15 protein-coding genes and 1 tRNA gene are annotated in these 18,077 nt (G+C 49.2%); 9 read left to right on the forward strand and 7 right to left on the reverse strand.

Annotation, left to right across the window (positions count from 1 at the left end):
• Positions 1-66 precede the first annotated feature (66 nt).
• Positions 67-143, forward strand: a tRNA-His gene (locus tag RDU76_04905).
• 94 nt (positions 144-237) lie between these two features.
• Here RDU76_04905 and RDU76_04910 read toward each other — a convergent pair.
• The 4 genes from RDU76_04910 to RDU76_04925 form a co-directional block, all read right to left on the reverse strand.
• Positions 238-750 carry a hypothetical protein gene (locus RDU76_04910; GenBank protein MDQ7798269.1) on the reverse strand — a complete coding sequence of 171 codons (513 nt, stop codon included), beginning with the start codon at positions 748-750 and terminating at the stop codon, positions 238-240.
• 258 nt (positions 751-1,008) lie between these two features.
• Positions 1,009-1,734 (reverse strand): CPBP family intramembrane glutamic endopeptidase, encoded by a 726-nt coding sequence (locus RDU76_04915; protein MDQ7798270.1) that lies wholly within the window; start codon positions 1,732-1,734, stop codon positions 1,009-1,011.
• A gap of 201 nt (positions 1,735-1,935) precedes the next feature.
• Positions 1,936-2,544 carry a thymidine kinase gene (locus tag RDU76_04920; GenBank protein ID MDQ7798271.1) on the reverse strand — a complete coding sequence of 203 codons (609 nt, stop codon included), beginning with the start codon at positions 2,542-2,544 and terminating at the stop codon, positions 1,936-1,938.
• Between the two features lie 367 nt (positions 2,545-2,911).
• A complete protein-coding gene (locus RDU76_04925) occupies positions 2,912-3,994 on the reverse strand; it encodes a nitronate monooxygenase family protein (GenBank protein MDQ7798272.1) in 1,083 nt (360 codons plus the stop codon).
• Positions 3,995-4,346: 352 nt separating this feature from the next.
• Between RDU76_04925 and RDU76_04930 the strand changes: the two genes are divergently transcribed.
• The 8 genes from RDU76_04930 (at position 4,347) to RDU76_04965 (ending at position 14,034) form a co-directional block, all read left to right on the forward strand.
• A complete protein-coding gene (locus RDU76_04930) occupies positions 4,347-5,516 on the forward strand; it encodes a saccharopine dehydrogenase C-terminal domain-containing protein (protein MDQ7798273.1) in 1,170 nt (389 codons plus the stop codon).
• Between the two features lie 357 nt (positions 5,517-5,873).
• Positions 5,874-6,872: a MoxR family ATPase gene (locus RDU76_04935; GenBank protein MDQ7798274.1), complete on the forward strand. Its 999-nt coding sequence runs from the start codon at positions 5,874-5,876 to the stop codon at positions 6,870-6,872.
• 140 nt (positions 6,873-7,012) lie between these two features.
• Positions 7,013-7,906 (forward strand): DUF58 domain-containing protein, encoded by an 894-nt coding sequence (locus tag RDU76_04940; GenBank protein MDQ7798275.1) that lies wholly within the window; start codon positions 7,013-7,015, stop codon positions 7,904-7,906.
• A gap of 70 nt (positions 7,907-7,976) precedes the next feature.
• Positions 7,977-8,816, forward strand: coding sequence for a hypothetical protein (locus RDU76_04945; GenBank protein ID MDQ7798276.1), 840 nt, complete (start codon positions 7,977-7,979; stop codon positions 8,814-8,816).
• Between the two features lie 2 nt (positions 8,817-8,818).
• A complete protein-coding gene (locus RDU76_04950) occupies positions 8,819-9,796 on the forward strand; it encodes a VWA domain-containing protein (GenBank protein ID MDQ7798277.1) in 978 nt (325 codons plus the stop codon).
• Entirely contained in the window at positions 9,793-11,496 is a 1,704-nt protein-coding gene (locus RDU76_04955) for a tetratricopeptide repeat protein (protein MDQ7798278.1), read from the forward strand. The genes RDU76_04950 and RDU76_04955 overlap by 4 nt, the downstream gene beginning before the upstream one ends.
• A 46-nt stretch (positions 11,497-11,542) precedes the next feature.
• Positions 11,543-13,324, forward strand: a complete 1,782-nt coding sequence (locus tag RDU76_04960; protein ID MDQ7798279.1) for a BatD family protein — start codon at positions 11,543-11,545, stop codon at positions 13,322-13,324.
• Positions 13,321-14,034 carry a tetratricopeptide repeat protein gene (locus RDU76_04965; protein ID MDQ7798280.1) on the forward strand — a complete coding sequence of 238 codons (714 nt, stop codon included), beginning with the start codon at positions 13,321-13,323 and terminating at the stop codon, positions 14,032-14,034. The genes RDU76_04960 and RDU76_04965 overlap by 4 nt, the downstream gene beginning before the upstream one ends.
• A gap of 40 nt (positions 14,035-14,074) precedes the next feature.
• On the opposite strand, the gene RDU76_04970 is transcribed toward RDU76_04965, so the two are convergent.
• Genes RDU76_04970 through RDU76_04980 form a run of 3 tightly spaced genes read right to left on the reverse strand, consistent with a single transcriptional unit; the run spans position 14,075 to position 18,031 of the window.
• A complete protein-coding gene (locus RDU76_04970; protein ID MDQ7798281.1) occupies positions 14,075-15,439 on the reverse strand; it encodes an HD domain-containing phosphohydrolase in 1,365 nt (454 codons plus the stop codon).
• Between the two features lie 14 nt (positions 15,440-15,453).
• The gene (locus tag RDU76_04975; GenBank protein ID MDQ7798282.1) at positions 15,454-15,885 is read right to left on the reverse strand and encodes a response regulator; all 432 of its coding nucleotides are present in this window, start codon (positions 15,883-15,885) and stop codon (positions 15,454-15,456) included.
• Between the two features lie 19 nt (positions 15,886-15,904).
• Positions 15,905-18,031, reverse strand: a complete 2,127-nt coding sequence (locus RDU76_04980) for an ATP-binding protein (protein ID MDQ7798283.1) — start codon at positions 18,029-18,031, stop codon at positions 15,905-15,907.
• Positions 18,032-18,077 lie beyond the last annotated feature (46 nt).

An 18,077-nucleotide genomic window follows, 5' to 3' on the forward strand; every position in this document is an offset into this window, starting at 1 on the left:
CCTTAGAAACAAAATGTAAATATAGCTCCCCAGGTCCCAATAATCTATTTACAAATCCCAAGCATGGTGGATGTAGTTCAGCTGGTTAGAACGTCGGATTGTGGATCCGAAGGTCGGGGGTTCGAATCCCCTCATCCACCCCACCAAATATAAAGAAACCCGGGCGATAATTCGTCCGGGTTTCTTTTAATTGGGGAAAGCGCCTGCATTTCAAGGCTGCGCTTTTTTTATTTGAGTTTATCTGCCTTTTCCGCCGTCCTTCTTTCCGCCGGCACCATCTTTAGGTGTCATTTCATCGTCTTTGCTGTCCTTTTGCTGAGTGCGGGTTTTATTTTGGGATTTTTCTTTAGTCTGAGTGGAATCGGCAATACCGTCACCGTCCTCGTCTCGGTAACGTTTCTGCTCCATGGTTCCTTTGCCTTTGTCACCCTCCTCGGTGCGAACCCGAAGCTTGTCGTCTTCCCCCTGATTCTTGGTGCGGACCTGGTTCTTTTCCTTGACCTGAGCGGAATCGCCTTCGGCCAATTTTTTCTCTTCTCTGGTTTGGGTTTGAATCATTTCACCCTGGCCCTTGTCGCCTTCTTCGGTGCGGGTTCGGATTTGGGCCTCTTCGCCCTTGTTTTGGGTCTTGATCTGGTTCTTAACCTTCAGGCTGTCAACATCGGTTTTGGGCTTTTGCCCGGCAGCGAAGACTGTGGCCGAAAAAGAAAAGATTAGAACCGGCAATAATGCCATGGTTAGTTTTTTCATTTTTCTCCTTTGGATTTAAGGGTTTATACATTTATCTAAATTAGAGACAATATGTTATCTTCGGGTTCCCTTTCGGCATTGCTGAAAAATATCATTGATACGCCTCTACTTAATGCGTCTGAATAAGCATTGCCCAATGGTCACTTATGTGGTTTACACAATTAGCATGGTATGATGCCCGGTTTGGTAAGTTACCGCAGGATATTTGGAGCACCCCAAATGAGGGTTCAAACGGGCTTTTGTCGTTGAGAAAAAATATCACTTCCCATGGTAGATGATAAATCCCAACGTCATGGCGATCAAATCGAAAACGGCATGGGCCGTTACCGCCTCCATTGCATTTCTCTTTCTCAGGTAAACCAACCCGTTAAGCAAACCTAAAATTGCGGTGGATATCATTCCCGAGGTTCCTTGATAGGCGTGCCCCAGCCCGAACATTGCCGAGAAAAATATCAGGGCAAAGATCAGGCCGGCGGTCTTGAAGGCCTTCTCGAATCTGGTCAGAACGAATATCCGCCAGATCTCCTCCAGAAATCCTCCCTTGAAAATGGCCATGGATAACAAAATCGGAATGTAATACAAATTGCTGAACAGATACCTAATGTTCTCGCCTTCGGCCGCGGCGTCGGGCAGCAGGTACTCCAGAACCGGGCTGATCAGAAAAGTATCCAGGGCAAAGATGCCGATCCCGAACAACAGACCAATAAATATCTGCCGGCCCAGTTTGCTCTTATTAAATCCCAGTGAACCGAAATTTTCATCGGTCAGTTTAAGCAGATACCAGACCAGCAGGAAGGTGAGCACACCAACCGTAACGATATACAGCGAGGCTTGTGGTAGGTTTTCGCTAAGTTTGACCTTCAGGCCCAGTTGTTCGGGCAAAGAAGGCTTGGTGGAGATATAATTGAAGATCTTCTGAATCCAGCCTATGGCGATTATGCCGATAGACAGATAGATCGCATTCCTGACCGTTGGTTTTTTCATATCATCCTCATTATCATTTGCTGTTATACTAAACCTTCAGTATGCAAAGCATGCCTGAGCCAGGCCGAAGGGAACGCTAATAAATTAATAAAATTTTATATCAATTCTTATCCCGCCGGGATATATTACTGGCTTTCGCGTGAAGGAAACAGGGCACTTCGCGTCCTTAGCATCTTTGCGGTATGGAAGCTCAATCTAATATTATATCTCAATCTGGGGCGACATGCTAAACTGCTGTTTGCCGGGCTTATTGGGCACCACGTGGCATTTGCGGCAGCGGGCCTCGTATTTCTCGGCGGACCCCACCGAGACCACCTCGCTGTCATAGGGCGCCGGATGGCCGTCCAGCAGACGCTGGGTGCGGGTGGCGGGCTCGCCGCATATTGAACAGATGGCGGATAGCTTGTCCACCTTTTCGGCCAGGGTCAACAGCTGCGGCATCGGCCCGAAGGGCTCTCCCCGGAAATCCATATCCAGCCCGGAGATTATCACCCGGATATCCTGGTGGGCTATCTCCTCGATGGCCGGAATTATATCTTCCCCGTAAAATTGCACCTCGTCTATGCCCACCACCTGAATTTTATTATCCACTGCGCCTATGATATCGCCGGCGGTCAGGCAGGTGACGGTGGGAAGTTTTAAGCCGTAATGGGTGGTTATGCACAACTCATCGTACCGGGTATCGAATGAATGCTTGAATATCTGCACTTTCTGCCTGGCATAGCTGGCCCGTTTTAACCGGCGGATCAGCTCCTCGGTCTTACCGCTGAACATGCATCCACAGATGACCTCGATTTGTCCCTGTTGCATTTCAATCCTAACGATTAATTTGGAGTAACTATACACTTAAAGCGACGTTAAAATCAAGTGAATATTAGACACCGCCAATGGTAGCTGGGTAGCAGGCGATTGTTGTACAAAGTTTAAAAATAAAAATCTTAGTGGCTTTGTAGCTAAAAAATAACCTGGATTGTTTCGTTTGCCAGCAAAGTCAGCCTGCTCGCAATGGCCGAAAATCCAAGCTCCGTAAAATCTGGGTGGATCATTGTCCTATTATCCTACAGATCTCCTGGGCTGGCCAGAAAAGACCAACAAAAAAAGCCCTGCGCAGTTAAAACGCAGAGCTTGTGACGTGGACCCAAATAAGTCCTTTGCCGGCTTATGAACCAGGGCCTGTTCAGTTCTGGCAGGCCTGGCGGTATTCCTCCACTAGAGTATCCATCAAGTCCTTGACCGACATGATCTCCGTGGCCCGGTAGGCGTTGGCGCCGGCAAAGGCGAACCCTTCATCCAACAGGCCCTTCTGGGCGTTTATCAGGGCCAGGGCGATGCAATACGGGGTGTTCTTGAAGTCGCAGGTTATTATGCAATGATGCGGACAGGTGAAAGGCTTTCTCTCCCCCCGGCTGACATCATCGAGAAATTTGTTGCGGATGGCCCGGCCCGGCATTCCCACCGGACTTTTGATTATGGTCACATCGTTCTGGCTCGAATCGATATAGGCCTGCTTGAATTTTATGGACGCGTCGCACTCGGTCGTGGTGACGAAACGGGTGCCCAACTGGACACCGGCAGCTCCCATCAACAGGAATTTACAGATATCCTGGCCGGTATATATCCCGCCGGCGGCGATCACCGGAATGGGCCTGCCGTATTTTTCGGCATAAGGTTTGATAGCCTCGATGACTTCGGGGACAAGGTTCTCCAGGATATAACGGGGATCGTCCAGATGCTCTTCCTTGAACCCCAAATGCCCCCCCGCTTTGGGGCCCTCCACCACTATGGCATCGGGAGGGTAGTTGTATTTGTCGGACCATTTTTTGGCTATGATGGCCGCCGCCCGGCCGGAGGAGACGATCGGCACCAGTTTGGTTTTGGAACCCTGCTTTAAGAACTCCGGCAGGTTGAATGGCAGGCCGGCCCCGGAGAAGATGATATCTATCTCCTCCTCTATGGCGGTCCTGACCAGATCAGCATAGTTGGAAAGCGCCACCATGATGTTCACCCCCAGAACGCCTTTGGTAAGCCTTCTGGCTTTTTTAATTTCCTTCTTTAAGGCCCGGATGTTCGCTTCCAGGTAATTGTTGTTGAAGTCCGATTCGAACATCCCGATGCCGGCGGTAGCAATGGTGCCCACCCCGCCCTGATCGGCCACCGCGGAAGCCAAGCCGGCCAGGGAAACACCCACCCCCATGCCGCCCTGAATTATGGGAAGTTTTATGACCAGATCGCCTATCTTTAATTCTTTCATTTCATTCATAATTGCAAATTTTCCTTCGAAGGCTTATGTATAGCAGGCCGGCGCTTCTATGAACATATCCGGCAGGCCATGGGTGATATTGCCCCACTGCCTGGTACTGCCGGAAATCACCCATTGAATTATCCGCCGGCCCATCCAAAAGACCAGTGCGACTATTATATGACAACTATACACTTAAAAGGCAAAAAAAGCAAGCCCCAAATTAGCAGATAAATAACTGCTGACGATATATTTACTCAACCATATGGGGCAAAGTATTATAATAAATTCCCTTGCAATCATATTTTCAATACTTTATAATGAATTTGTCTAGGTGATCTCAATAATTTAATCTAACATAAAGGCGTGAATTATGACTTTCAAATATGTGGTCCTGGGGGCCGGGAGGCAGGGCTTGGCCATCGCCTATGATCTGGCAAAATTCTGCCAGGCCAAAAGTGTCACCGTGGCCGACTTTGACGGCAAGGTTTCCTCCGCCGGGGCCAAAAAGATCAATGCCCTGTTGACAAAAAAGATCGTCAAAGCCCAGAAAGCCGATGCCGGAAACCCGGTATCATTGAAGAATTTATTCAAAGGAATGGACTGCGTGGTCAGCGCCGTCCCCTATCATTTCAACTACGGCGTGGCCAAGGCCGCCATAGACTCCGGCTGTAATTTCTGCGATCTGGGCGGCAATACCGGCGTGGTATTAAAGGAACTTTCCTTGTACCAGCAGGCCAAGAAAGCCGGGGTCACAGTGGTGCCGGATACCGGCCTGATGCCCGGCATGGGCAACACCCTGGCGGTGTACGCCATCAAAAAACTGAACCAGCCCCGGGAGATCCATATCCGCTGCGGCGGCCTGCCCCAAAATCCCAAACCGCCCTTGAATTACAAGCTGGTCTTTTCCGTGGAAGGGCTGATCAATGAGTATTTCGGCACCGCCCATATAATCAGGAAAGGAAAGGCCGCCGAGATCCCCACCTTTTCGGAATTGGAGCAGATCGATTTTCCCAAACCCGTGGGCCGATGCGAGGCCTTCGTCACCAGCGGCGGCAGTTCCACCTGTCCCTGGACCCTGGAAGGGATCGTCAAGGAATATGATTATAAAACGGTCCGTTATGCCGGCCATTATGAAAAGATCAGGACCCTGCTGGAACTGGGATTCTTTGAACAGGAGCCGGTGGATGTCAGGGGCTGCAAAGTGATCCCTCGCCAGTTGAGCCATGTTCTGCTGACCAAAAAGATAGATTTCCCCAAGGACAAGGACCTGATAGTGCTGAGGGTGACGGCCTTGGGCAAAAAGAACGGCCGGGAGACGGAAATAGTGTATGACCTGATAGATTACCAGGATGACAGAACCGGCTTCACTGCCATGGAGCGCACCACTGGATTTCCAGCCGCTATCGTGGCCCACCATCTGGTGCAGGGCAAGGCCCCCAAGGGAGCCGTACCCCTGGAGCTGGCCATCGATTCTGATGCCTTTGTGGTCGATTTCAAAAAACGGGGTTTTGCGTTAAAGGAACGGATCCGGATCAGATAATTGTCTCCCAGACCTACGGGGCAGGTAAGTACTGCCCCCTTTTTTTGGACCGTTTGTTTTGTTGATTTATTTAAACCTTTTAATAGGCTGAATGGTCAAAATGGCCGTGATTTAAAAAACATTGCTAACTCTGTTCAGCATTTAAGGTTGGTTACAAGTATATCTGTCTTTTACCGTTCTTATTGCCTCTCCGCAAATAAGTTATAATGCCCCCTGCTCCCCTGGTCTTCCCAGGAATCTGCCGGTCAAATAATGTGGCGCTACTTGACACTTGGGGATCAATTTTTTATAATACATTGTTGTGCCGAATTTTGTTTAAAATTTAACCCTTTAATATATTTTCCGGAGGGGACTTTCATGGAAAACCACAGCGACCAGATCAAGCGAATAAATGAAGAGATCGAGAAGAAGAGCATCATCATCCAAACCATCACCGCCGAGATAAGCAAGGCCATAGTCGGGCAGAATTATCTGGTCAGCCGATTATTGGTGGGGCTTTTAGCCAACGGCCACATCCTGATCGAAGGGGTGCCTGGGCTGGCCAAGACCTATGCCGTCCGGACGGTCTCTTCCGCCATCAAAGCCAAGTTTCAGAGAATTCAGTTCACCCCGGATCTGCTGCCGGCCGATATCATCGGCACCATGATATACAATCAGAAGACCGGCGAGTTCATCACCAGCAAGGGTCCCATCTTTGCCAACCTGATCTTGGCCGACGAGATCAACCGCACCCCGCCCAAGGTTCAGAGCGCCCTGCTGGAGGCCATGCAGGAACGTCAGATAACCATCGGCGAGCAGACATTCAAGCTGGATGATCCGTTCCTGGTGCTGGCCACCCAGAACCCCATTGAGCAGGAGGGTACCTATCCCCTGCCGGAAGCACAGCTGGACCGCTTTTTACTGAAGATAAAGATCAATTATCCCACCAAAGAAGAGGAAAAAGAGATAGTGGAGCGCATCGCCGTGCAGGGCGAGCCGTCCATCAAGCCGGTCATCACCCCGGCCGAGATAATCAAGGCTAGGGAGCTGTGTCAGGAGATCTATATCGACCAGAAGATCAAGGATTACATCATCGATCTGATATTCGCCACTCGGGAGCCTGAGAAATACGGCCTGAGCGAGCTCAAGGGAATGATCCGGTTCGGGGCCTCTCCCCGGGCCTCGATCAACCTGACCACCACCGCCCGGGCTTTGGCCTTTTTGAAACGCCGGGGATTCGTGATCCCGGAGGACATCAAGGAGCTGGCCGCCGACATCCTGCGGCACCGGATCATCCTGTCCTACGAAGCCGAGGCCGAGGATGTCACCACCGACGATATCATACAGAAGATCTTGGCTGGAGTGGAGGTCCCGTGATGCTGTTTCGATAATGGTTATTCGTTATCCGAAAATTGTCATTCCCGAGTCATCGGGAATCCGGGGAATTTAACCCCTCTCCCACTTCTCCCCGCAATGGAGAGAGGTTTGTTTGCAAATATTGCCTCGAGTAAAATATTGTGTTATCATCAGAATTCATAAAAAAGATCCGCCAGATCGAGCTTCATACCAAGAAGATCGTCAACACCACCTTTGCCGGGGAATACAAATCCACCTTCAAGGGCACCGGCATGGAATTCGTGGACGTGCGGGAATACCTGCCCGGAGATGATATACGCTCCATCGACTGGAAGGTCACCGCCCGGATGGGCCGTCCCTTCGTCAAAAAGTTCGTGGAGGAACGCGAACTGACGGTTATCCTGTGCCTGGACGCCTCCGGCTCGGGATATTTCGGCACCAAAATCCAATTCAAGCTGGAGCAGGCGGCCCAGGTGGCCGCCACCCTGGCCTTCTCGGCGGTCAAGAACAGCGACAAGGTCGGTCTGATGTTCTTCACCGACCGGGTGGAGAAATATATACCACCCAAGAAGGGTCGGCTGCATGTGATGCGCCTGATACGGGACATCCTTTACTTCAAGCCGCAGAGCAAAGGCACCCAGCCATCAACTGCCCTGGAATCGCTGATGCACATTTTGAAGCACCGGGCCATCATCTTTTTAATCAGCGATTTTTCCGGCAGGGGGTTTTCACCGGAAATATTCAAGACCCCGCTGGGCATAGCCGCCCGCAAGCACGACCTGGTGGCCATCGAGATCTCCGATCCGGCTGAAAGCCGCCTGCCCACGGCTGGATTGGTAGACTTCGAGGACCTGGAGACCGGCCAGCTGATGACCGTCAATACCTCCGATCCCTCTCTGCAGCAGGGATACCTGCAGTATAATCTGCTCGAAAGACAAAAACGGGAGCGCCTTTTCAAGTCCCTGGGCATAGACAGCATCAGCCTTACCACCGACGAGGATTTCGTCCCCAAATTGCACAAATTTTTCCAGCTTCGGTCCAGAAGGTTCCATTAAATAACAGTGCTTTATGCATCAAATATTATTAACGATCCTATTAGCCTCCCAGCTGCAAGGGCAGTCATCTTTGGCCACCAAAGTCGTTGCCCGAAAACTATCGGTAGGCACTCCTTTTGAATTGGTGGTCGATGTCAATTACCCCAACACCGCCAAACCTCTTGGCCCTATTGCGGATTCCACCGGTGCATTCCTGGTCATAGATCAGAAGATAAAAACTTCGAGCCACAAAGGCTTCAACACTAATACCTATCGGCTGAAGCTGGCCGGATTCAAGCCGGGGGAAACAATCCTGCCCCGTTTCATATTTTTGATAAGCGATAAAGACCGGATCGATACTCTATTTAGCGATACATTGAAGGTCAATATATCCAGCGTAATGCCGGCCAAGATGTCCGATATCAACGATATCAAACCCGCAGAGACATTTCCCAATTATTGGCTGTGGTTGATACCGGCGGCCATACTTCTGCTGGCCCTGCTGGGATACCTTGGCTACCGGATATATCTGAAGATAAAAAAGATTCAGGAATTGGCCCTGACTCCCCTACCTCCTTGGGTCGAGGCCATGAATTCCCTGAACAGCCTGTCTTTTAAGGAATTACTGGACAAGGGGCATGTCCAGAGATACTATTACGCCCTTTCCGAGATAATAAAAAGATATATCGAACGGCGTTTTGAGTTCAACGCAATGGAACAGACCACCACCGAGATAATTTACGATCTCAAAGCAAACAAGATCCCATACCGGGAGGAATTCGGAAGCTTTTTGCATAAGGCCGACCGGGTCAAATACGCCAAGCTGATCCCCACCTATCAGGAGATCGATGGAGCACTGCAGCAGGCCATAGAACTGGTGCAAAAGACCACTCCCGAAGAAATCGATGACAACAGGAAGGGGAGGGATTAGACATGCGTTTTGCTTCTCCTTTATATCTTCTGCTGCTGATTCCTCTGGTTGGCCTGATCTGGCTGGAATTAAAGAAGCGGACCGCCGCGGTAAGATTCTCCAATACCGAATTCTTCAAAAAAAATCCCGGGTACGGCAAATATATCAAGCATGCTCTCTTTGTCTTGAGTGTTGCCGCTCTGTTCCTCATGATAATCGCCCTGGCCCGGCCCCAGAAAGGCCGGGTGTACGAGGAGATCGAGGACAAGGGCATCGATATCATGCTCTGTATGGATATATCCGGGACCATGCAGGCGGAGGATTTCAGCCCCAAGAACCGCCTGTTCGTGGCCAAGGAACGGGCCAAGGAATTTGTAAATAAAAGGAAAGGCGACCGGATCGGACTGGTGCTCTTTGCCGGCCAGGCTCTGACTCAGTGTCCGCTAACCACCGATAAGAAGATACTTTCGGATCTGATAGACCGGCTTGATTTTGGATTGGTGGCCGACGGCACAGCCATCGGCATGGGCTTGGCTTCAGCCGTTGGAAGGATTAAGGATTCGAAATCAAAAAGCCGGATAATCATCCTTTTGACCGACGGCTTGAACAACGCCGGAGAGGTCGATCCAATTACGGCCGCCAAGCTGGCCCAGACTTACGGGATAAAAATTTACAGCATCGGCGTCGGTTCCAAAGGCCCGGTGCCGTTCCCGGTCGACGACCCTGTCTTCGGCCGCCGCTATGCCCAGGTCCAGCTCGATCTGGATATGGCCGCCCTGGAGGGGATATCCCGGCTGACCGGTGGACAGTCGTTCCTGGCCAGCGATGCCGAAGCATTGAAGCTGATATATGATGAAATAGACCGCATGGAACCCACCACCTATAAGGTTACTCGGCATACAGTATATTCCGAAAAAGCCGGCATCTTCATGTTGGCAGCCTTGATATTATTCCTGCTGAACCTGTTATTGTCGTTCACCTTTTTAAGGAGGCTGCCATGATCAAATGGGCTGCTTCCCAATATCTTTACCTGCTCTTGGCCATACCCCTGGCGATCGCCGGGATTTTTATCTCCTATGCGCTTAAGAAAAAGGCCTTCAAATCTCTGGCCGACCAACATTTGATATCCCGTTTAGCAGACAGCTTGAATCCAAAATTATGGTGGTTAAAATCAATTCTATTGATTCTGGGTCTATTTTTCTTGATCCTGGGATTATCCCGTCCCAAATGGGGTGAGAAACTGCAGATATACAAAGGCCGCGGAATAGATATCGTATTCTGCATCGATGCCTCCAAGAGCATGAATTCGCAGGATATCAAACCATCCCGTCTGGATTGGGCCAAGCTCCAGGCCTCTTCCTTGCTTGACAATTTGAGCACCAATCAGGTGGCCATCACCGCTTTTGCCGGAGATTGTTACGTTATGTGCCCCATGACCTCGGATGTCGAGGCCGCTAAACTGTTTTTGGATATCATCGAGCCAGGCAACATTCCCAAACCAGGCACCAATATTCAAAGAGCGGTGGAAGCATCGGGAGCGCTGTTCAATCCCAAGCAGGGAACATCAAAGGCGCTGATATTGGTCACCGATGGGGATAATCTGGAGGGCGACCCCATGGCCGCCGTCAAACAGGCCGCGGAGATTGGCATCCGGCTTTACATAATAGGCATCGGAACCTTGCAGGGCTCCACCATCCCCGAGACCGATTCCAGGGGCAATTTGATTTCCTATAAGAAGGACAGCGAAGATAAGGTCGTGGTCTCCCGGCTGGCCGAACGCCTGTTGCTGGTGATGGCCAAGGCTACCGATGGCCGTTATTATCGGGCGGAGGGGTTCCATGTGAATAACCTGGTCTCCGAGCTGGAGGGCATGGAAAAGAAGGAACTGGATGGCGGGGAATACGTGGATTATGTGGAAAGATACCAGTATTTCCTGGTGATCTCATACATATTGATATTTCTGGGGCTATTTTTGAGCGATCGTCGCGGCAAATGGTTTCCGACCTTGGGAATATCCCGGACCAAATTATTCATTTTGATTTTTATAATTTACATTTTACATTCTTCCTCTGCATATGCCGGAGTTGGGTCGGCCATGCGCACCGGCAATAAAGCCCTAAATAAGGGGAATATCGATCAGGCCCTGGAGAAATACCAGGAAGCCTTGGTTCGGGAGCCGGATAACGAGAAGATACATTATAATATCGGCCGGGCTCTGTATAAACTGCAGAAATATCCCGAAGCCATATCGGAGTTCCAGCTTGGGTTATTGACCAAAGATAAAAGTTTTCAGGCTAAAGCGCTTTATAATATTGGTAACTGTCAGTTTAAACAGGGGAAACTGGATGAGGCCATAAACAGTTATGTTTCATCGCTGCTGCTTAATCCCAATGACATAAGGGCCAAGCAGAATCTGGAGTTTTGTTTGAAGCAAAAAGAACAACAGCCATCTCAGAACGATTCAACCAAACAGGATCAAAATCAACAAAAACAAGATCAACAGCTGAAACAACAGCAACAACAAAACCAAGACCAGCAAAAACAGCAAGGGCAACAGCCCAAACCTCAACCCCAAAAGGGCCAGATGAACAAGGACGAGGCCGACCGTATCCTGCAAGCTCTCCAGAACAAAGAAAAAGAAAACATGAAAAAACAAAAAGAGCAGCCGGCCAAGCCGGAAAAGGTGGACAAAGACTGGTAAAACTTATATAATTATTGCAATCATTTTGATCGTTTTATATTACCTAATGCTAAAAGCTAAATTAAAATACTTTTTTTCCATATTGTCGGCTGTCATTATTACTTCGTCGGTTCATGCGGCCGTAATTGATTTCAATGCCTCGGTGGACCAGACCACTGTAGGGTTGGGAGATCAATTCACGTTGACTGTCACCGTTCAGGGACAGGACATGGCCAGCGTCCCCAAGCCGGAACTGCCGGAACTGCCCGATTTCAACCTGCTGGGCAATTCATCATCCCAGTCAACCAATATTCAGTTCGTGAACGGGAAGATGTCCAAGCAGGCTTCGGTTAATTTCATTTATTATCTCAGCGCCAAGAAACTGGGCCAACTGACCATCGGTCCCTGTAAAATAAAATACCAGGAACAGGAATATACTTCCCAGCCCATACAGATCGAGGTCACAAAATCCTCGACCGTCAGAGCCCAATCATCCCGGCCTGGGCGGAATTCTGGAGGGCAGGCAAACATTCCGCTCGAAGGGAATCTTTTCTTATCGGCTAATTCAGATAAAAGAACAGTATATGTCGGAGAACAAATAACGGTTGATTTTACCCTTTATAACCGTTTTCAGATATCGGATGCCGGGATATCAGAGATGCCAACCTTTAGCGGTTTCTGGACAGAAAAGGTCTACGACGCCGATAAATTCAGCTGGAAACAAAAAGACTTGAACGGCAAACAGTATAATTATATGATGCTGAAAAGGGTAGCCCTTTTCCCCATGTCAAGCGGAGAGCTCACAGTAAGTCCCATGTCCATGAATATTGCCGTGGTTCAGTCGTCACGGGACTTTTTCGATTTTTTCGGTACAACCAGAAGTGTGAGGGTCGAATCGAAACCCATAACTATTAACGCAAAGCCATTGCCCGAAGGGAAACCGGCTGAATTTACCGGCGGCGTCGGCAAATTCTCCATTCAGGCTTCATTGGACAAAAATTTGGTCACCGGAAACGAACCCATCAACCTCACCGTCAAGATAACCGGAACCGGCAATATTCGCTTGATTGAAAAACCCCTGATCGCCTCCATCCCCGGCCTGAAGATAATGGATCCCGAAGTGAAAGAAAACATCCAGGTTTCCGGGGATGCCATCAAGGGCAGCAAGACCTTCACCTTTCCCATAATCCCCCAGTCAGACGGCAAGTATGTCATTCCAGCGGTAAAGCTGGCTTATTTTGACCCGGCCGACAGAAGCTACCATACCATCCAGACCCAGCAGTTTGAATGCGCCGCTTCGGGCTGTACTCAAAACATTCCCCTGGTGGAAGCTACCGGAATGAAGGTGCTGGGAACCGATATAAACTACCTCAAGCCCGACGCCTCTGCCTTAAAAAGCGTATCCTTCGAAATTCCAAAATGGAGCTGGCTTTTATATTTATTTTTTCCGGCAACGGTTTTGTCGGCATTTTGGTATCGGGGTCATCTTGACCGGCTGTCAACCGACAGGGGCTATGCTCGAAAACATAGATCAAGCGGATTGGTTAAAAAACGCCTGCAACTTTCCGAGAAATACCTTAAGGCTGACGATCTGATTAATTTCTACTCCTCACTTTCGCAAGCCGTTTTTGGCTTTATCGGCGATCGTTATAATATGGATATGGGAGCCAGAACCAAGGAACAGATACACGAAGGATTATCAAGACATGGGGTTCCTGATGATATTTTAACCGATATCTTGGCATTGATGGACGCTTGCGACCGGGTTCGATTTTCGCCCTCTTCCGCCTCGGAAATGGATCCCCCTGGCATGCTGGATAAAGCCAAGGAGGTGCTTAGCAAGTTATGATGGAATTGATCATTATAGCCGTATTGGGATTTGCACCGATTGACTCATACAATCAGGGAAACAAGCTTTATCAGGATGGCAACTATCCTGCAGCCATCGAGGCGTACCGAAATGCCCTGGAAAAGGTTAGCTCTCCATATCTATTTTACAATCTTGGCAATGCTTATTTCAGGAATGGGCAGATTGGAAAGGCGATAGTAAATTATCGCCGGGCATATTTTCTTGAGCCCAGAGATGCCGATATAAACAATAACCTGGTGTATGCCAGAAACTACAGGGTGGATAAGATTCTCACTGGCCGGGGCCCCATCGAGCGGTATCTGTATATTTTTTTCCACTGGTTTTCAAACAGTGAATCATTCTGGTTTTCCATCGTTTCTTTTGGTTTGCTATCACTTTTTATTTCTTTTTATATATTGTCCCGCAAGGGCAAGATTCTGATCTTTGTCTTTATATCCGGCTTTGTTTTCTTTTATCTCTTACTTTCTTTCTCGCTCTGGCAAAATGAAAAAAACACCCTGCCGGCAGTGGTCGTAGTTCCCGAGGTAAGTGCGCTAAGCGGCCCCGGCGATGAATTCAAGCAGATCCTCCTGTTGCACGACGGCACCGAAGTTCTGATAAAGGATAAACGAAATGATTTTGTCTTGGTACAACTACCGGGAGGAGCCGGAGGCTGGTTAAATAAAGAAGCCTTGGAAAAAATCTATTGAAAAGCGCCCCGAAAAAAACGGGGCGCTTTTGTTTTCCGCCTCAGATGGTCTCTTTTAATTTTTCAACCATCAACGGATCGAGTTGGGTCCCGGAGGCTTGGTCGAGTCTTTTTATCACCTCCTTCATTTCGTACGCCTTCCTATACGGCCGATCCGATATCATGGATTCATAAGCATCAGCCACTCCGATTATCCTGGCTTCAATGGGGATCTCCTGGCCTCTCAGCCCCTTCGGATATCCACTGCCATCAAAATGTTCATGGTGGGCGGAAATTATCGGGGCAACGTCCTTTAAAAGTTCGATCTCACCGACCAGCCTTCCGCCTATCACCGGATGCATCTTGACCTCCTCATATTCCTCCTTTGTCAATCCGCCCTTTTTGGTAAGAAGCAGATCGCTGACCCCTATCTTGCCGATATCGTGCAACAGGGCCGCATAGGAAAGTTTTTTAAGAGATTCTGCCGGGAGGCCGAGTTTATCGCCAATGCACATGGCTATATCTCTGACCCTTTCCGAATGGCCCCTGGTATACGAATCCTTGGCGTCCATGGCGGCGGTGATGGCAATAATTGTATCATTGTAGCTTCTTTGCAATTCATCGTTGGCCCTGGCCAATTCAACCGTCCTCTCCGCCACCCGCCTTTCCAGTCCCTCATTTGCCTTAACCAGCGCCTCCTGGGCAGCTTTGCGTTCGGTTATGTCCTCGGCCACTGCCAGGATCCCCCAGGGAGTACGATAGATGCTGGAGCTCAAATAACGATTTTCATATTTGCCCTCAACCACCATGGTCTTGCCGGTCTGCAAGACATCAAGGTAGGCTTTATAGGTTTCTGAACCGTTAATTCTGGGAAAAACTTCAATTAATTTCCTGCCCTCCAGCTGTTCAATGGATAGTTTTACGAATTCTGCATAAGTATCATTGCAATAGAATATAGTGATGTCTTCTTTTAAGGCCAGTATCGGCGTTTTAATGCAATTCAAAAGAACCCGGTGCTTGATCTCGCTTTCCTTAAGAGCTTTCTCAGCCTTTTTTCTTTCCATGACATTGTTTATAGTCGCCGGCAGCACTATCAGATAGTTCCTTTCCGGGTCTTTTATCAGGTAATCGTATGCTCCACCCCGCAAAGCCTGCACCGCTATATTCTCGTCGCCACTTCCGGTCACAAATATCACGGGAACCTCCTTCGCCGTTTTTAAGAGATCCAGGCCTTTCCCGTCGGGCAACAGATAATCCAGCAGGGCCAGGTCATATTCATTGTCACTTAATTTTTGGCGGGCCTCCGATATCGAAGTGACCATATCTACTTCATACGGCAGGTCCTCCTTTTGGATATAACGGCTTATGGCCATCCTGTCGACCTCATCATCATCCAGGAGCAGTATCCTCAGTTTATCCAATTCCATAAACCACCTTCCTGTTATGGTAATTCGCTCAGGGTCCAGTACAGGTTAAGCACCCTCACCGCCTCGACAAACTTTTCAAACTCGACAGGCTTGATGATATATCCCGCCACGCTCAAATTGAAACTTTCCACCCTGTCGTTCTCTTCTTTCGATGTCGTTAGGACTATGACCGGGATTTTTCTCAACTCGCTGTCGGCTTTGGCGATTTTCAGGAACTCTATCCCGTTCATAATGGGCATGTTCAGGTCTAGCAGGATTATGCCGGGACGGGGAGAGGCATCGGGATTTTTATATTTTCCCTCCTGCTTCAAGTAGTCCAGCGCCTCCCGTCCGTTTCCCGTTATTTTAAGGGGGTTGACTATGTTATTGACCTTGAATGCCCTTTGAACGGTCATGATATCGACCTGGTCGTCATCCACCAAAAGGACCGGGATGTTATTTCTCATGTTATTGTCCTCCCAAAATTTATTTACCACATTCCCCGGGCTCCGGCTGCAGGTTCCCGGGGATAGTGAACCTGAATTCGCTTCCCCTGCCGAGCTGTGAGGTCAATTTAATGGATCCGCCATGATATTCGACTATCTTCTTGACGATGGTCAACCCGATGCCGGTAGATTCAAATTCATCCCGTGACTTAAGACTTTGGAATATTTTGAAGATCCTGTCGAAATGCTGTTCCTCGATCCCCAGGCCGTTATCCGAGACCAGATACTCCCAATACCCCTGGTATTGCCGGCAGGAGATGGTTATCAAACCACATTCCTTGTCGTTATATTTTATGGCGTTGCTGAGCAGATTCTGCATAATCTGGTCAAAGTGGATCCTGTCGTATATTATTGTCGGAAGCTTTCCGTCGATGGTTATTTTTATATGGCCGGGCGGTGATAGCAGATCTATTATCTGCCTGGTCTCTTCGTGGCTGTCTATCCGGCACATGGTCGGTTTCATGCGCCCCAGCCGCGAATAGGCCAGCACTCCTTCGATCAGGTTATGCATTCTTTTGGTGCGGCCCAGGAGAAGCCCCACTTTTTCCTTCCCCGCTTCATCCAGAATATCTCGGTAATCTTCGCTCAGCCATTGAGCCAGCGAGGATATGGCCCGCAGCGGGGCTTTTAGGTCATGGGAAACTATATAGGCAAATTCCGCCAGCTCCCGGTTGGCTTTCTGCAGTTCTTCAAGCAGGGTCTCCTTAATCTCCTCCTGATATTTATTGGCAGAGATATCGCTGACCACCCCATAAACCGTAATATTCCCGTTTTGCTTCTCCACCCGCCCGCTGTCCCTTATCCAGATTGTCTTCCCGTCACTCCGGATAATGCGGTACTCCACCTGGCTGTCCCACCCTTTCTTAAAATTCTCCACCTGGACCCTGGCGGCAGCCCTATCCTCTGGGTGTATGAGGTCATTTGCCCAAAATCCCCAATCCTCTAGGAACCGGGAATAAGGGTGTCCCGTCAGTTTTTCCACGTTGGGGGAAATATAGTCGTTAATCGGCTTGCCCTCCGCTGAATAACTGGTCATGTATATATGATCACTTATCGAAGCGACCACCTTCCGGAACCTCTCTTCGCTTGCGACCAGGGCATTTTCCCATTTCTTCCTTTCGCTTACATCGGTATAGATGAATACGCTGCCGATGGTTTTACCGCTGTGGTCATTGATGGCATTTATTCTCAGGTAGGTTTGAACAGTGCCGTTATCCTTCTTTTTGACCTCCACCTCCCCGGTCCAGGAACCCCCCGTTCTCACCACTTCCAGGATGGACCTTCCCAGGGAAGGGTCGATGAACAACTTGGCAAAACCTCCATAGGCATTGAGCCCTGAAATTGAATATTTAAAAAGGTTGTAAAAGGACTTATTGTGATATAAGTGGGTGCCATCAACATCTTCAATGGCAATGGCGTCACTGGAGCTTCTTACCGCCTGACTGATCCTGAGCAGTTCATCCTCCGCTTTCTTCCTTTGGGACATTTCGTTCTGTATTATTTGGCTGGTCTCCCGCAGCTTCATATTATGTGCCACCACGACTTTTTCTTCGTTCTCCATCACCTTGGCATAGTAACAAACCAGGGCGGATTCCAGCATAAGGCTGGCCAGCATATGTGTGCTAGTTCCGACATCGTAGGCCACGGGAATGCCACCGGCATGTGCCGCCACCTGCAGACCCAAAATAGAGATATATAAAATTGCCATCCATATGAGTCCCCCCTTCATCCCGTATAAAAAAAACGAAACAACCGGGAAAAAATATATCCAGTAGATCCCGGTCCGGTTCACACCCCCGGAGACATAAAGGAACAAGATCAGGACCAGCAGACAGCCGACGCCCAGTGAGCTTGCCAACATTACCTTTTTACTTAACCTGAGAAAGATCAGGTTCAACACCATGAAGATCCCTACTGCCAGGTCAGCCAAACCTATCGGGTAATCTCCCGAAATCATCCTGGCGGTACCAAATCCCAGCAGGGTCAGGACCCCCAAAAAAGAAAGGGCATTGGCAAACTTGACCCTCCTTAAATAGGTGCGGTCAATCTCTTCGCCTAGCCCGCTGCTGACAAAATCGCTCCATATGTTATTTAATTGCCTAATCATACTTCGCTTGTCACCTAGCTTATTGGAATAACTATACAATTTATAA

It is taken from the genome of Candidatus Edwardsbacteria bacterium (genome assembly GCA_031082425.1).
Lineage (GTDB): Bacteria > Edwardsbacteria > AC1 > AC1 > EtOH8 > UBA2226.

Bases quoted from the DNA above. Each gene is read 5' to 3' on its own strand.
- RDU76_04910 (MDQ7798269.1), bottom strand. From the start codon at position 750: ATGAAAAAACTAACCATGGCATTATTGCCGGTTCTAATCTTTTCTTTT.
- RDU76_04915 (MDQ7798270.1), bottom strand. From the start codon at position 1,734: ATGAAAAAACCAACGGTCAGGAATGCGATCTATCTGTCTATCGGCATA.
- RDU76_04920 (MDQ7798271.1), bottom strand. From the start codon at position 2,544: ATGCAACAGGGACAAATCGAGGTCATCTGTGGATGCATGTTCAGCGGT.
- RDU76_04925 (MDQ7798272.1), bottom strand. From the start codon at position 3,994: ATGAATGAAATGAAAGAATTAAAGATAGGCGATCTGGTCATAAAACTT.
- RDU76_04930 (MDQ7798273.1), top strand. From the start codon at position 4,347: ATGACTTTCAAATATGTGGTCCTGGGGGCCGGGAGGCAGGGCTTGGCC.
- RDU76_04935 (MDQ7798274.1), top strand. From the start codon at position 5,874: ATGGAAAACCACAGCGACCAGATCAAGCGAATAAATGAAGAGATCGAG.
- RDU76_04950 (MDQ7798277.1), top strand. From the start codon at position 8,819: ATGCGTTTTGCTTCTCCTTTATATCTTCTGCTGCTGATTCCTCTGGTT.
- RDU76_04955 (MDQ7798278.1), top strand. From the start codon at position 9,793: ATGATCAAATGGGCTGCTTCCCAATATCTTTACCTGCTCTTGGCCATA.
- RDU76_04960 (MDQ7798279.1), top strand. From the start codon at position 11,543: ATGCTAAAAGCTAAATTAAAATACTTTTTTTCCATATTGTCGGCTGTC.
- RDU76_04965 (MDQ7798280.1), top strand. From the start codon at position 13,321: ATGATGGAATTGATCATTATAGCCGTATTGGGATTTGCACCGATTGAC.
- RDU76_04970 (MDQ7798281.1), bottom strand. From the start codon at position 15,439: ATGGAATTGGATAAACTGAGGATACTGCTCCTGGATGATGATGAGGTC.
- RDU76_04975 (MDQ7798282.1), bottom strand. From the start codon at position 15,885: ATGAGAAATAACATCCCGGTCCTTTTGGTGGATGACGACCAGGTCGAT.
- RDU76_04980 (MDQ7798283.1), bottom strand. From the start codon at position 18,031: ATGATTAGGCAATTAAATAACATATGGAGCGATTTTGTCAGCAGCGGG.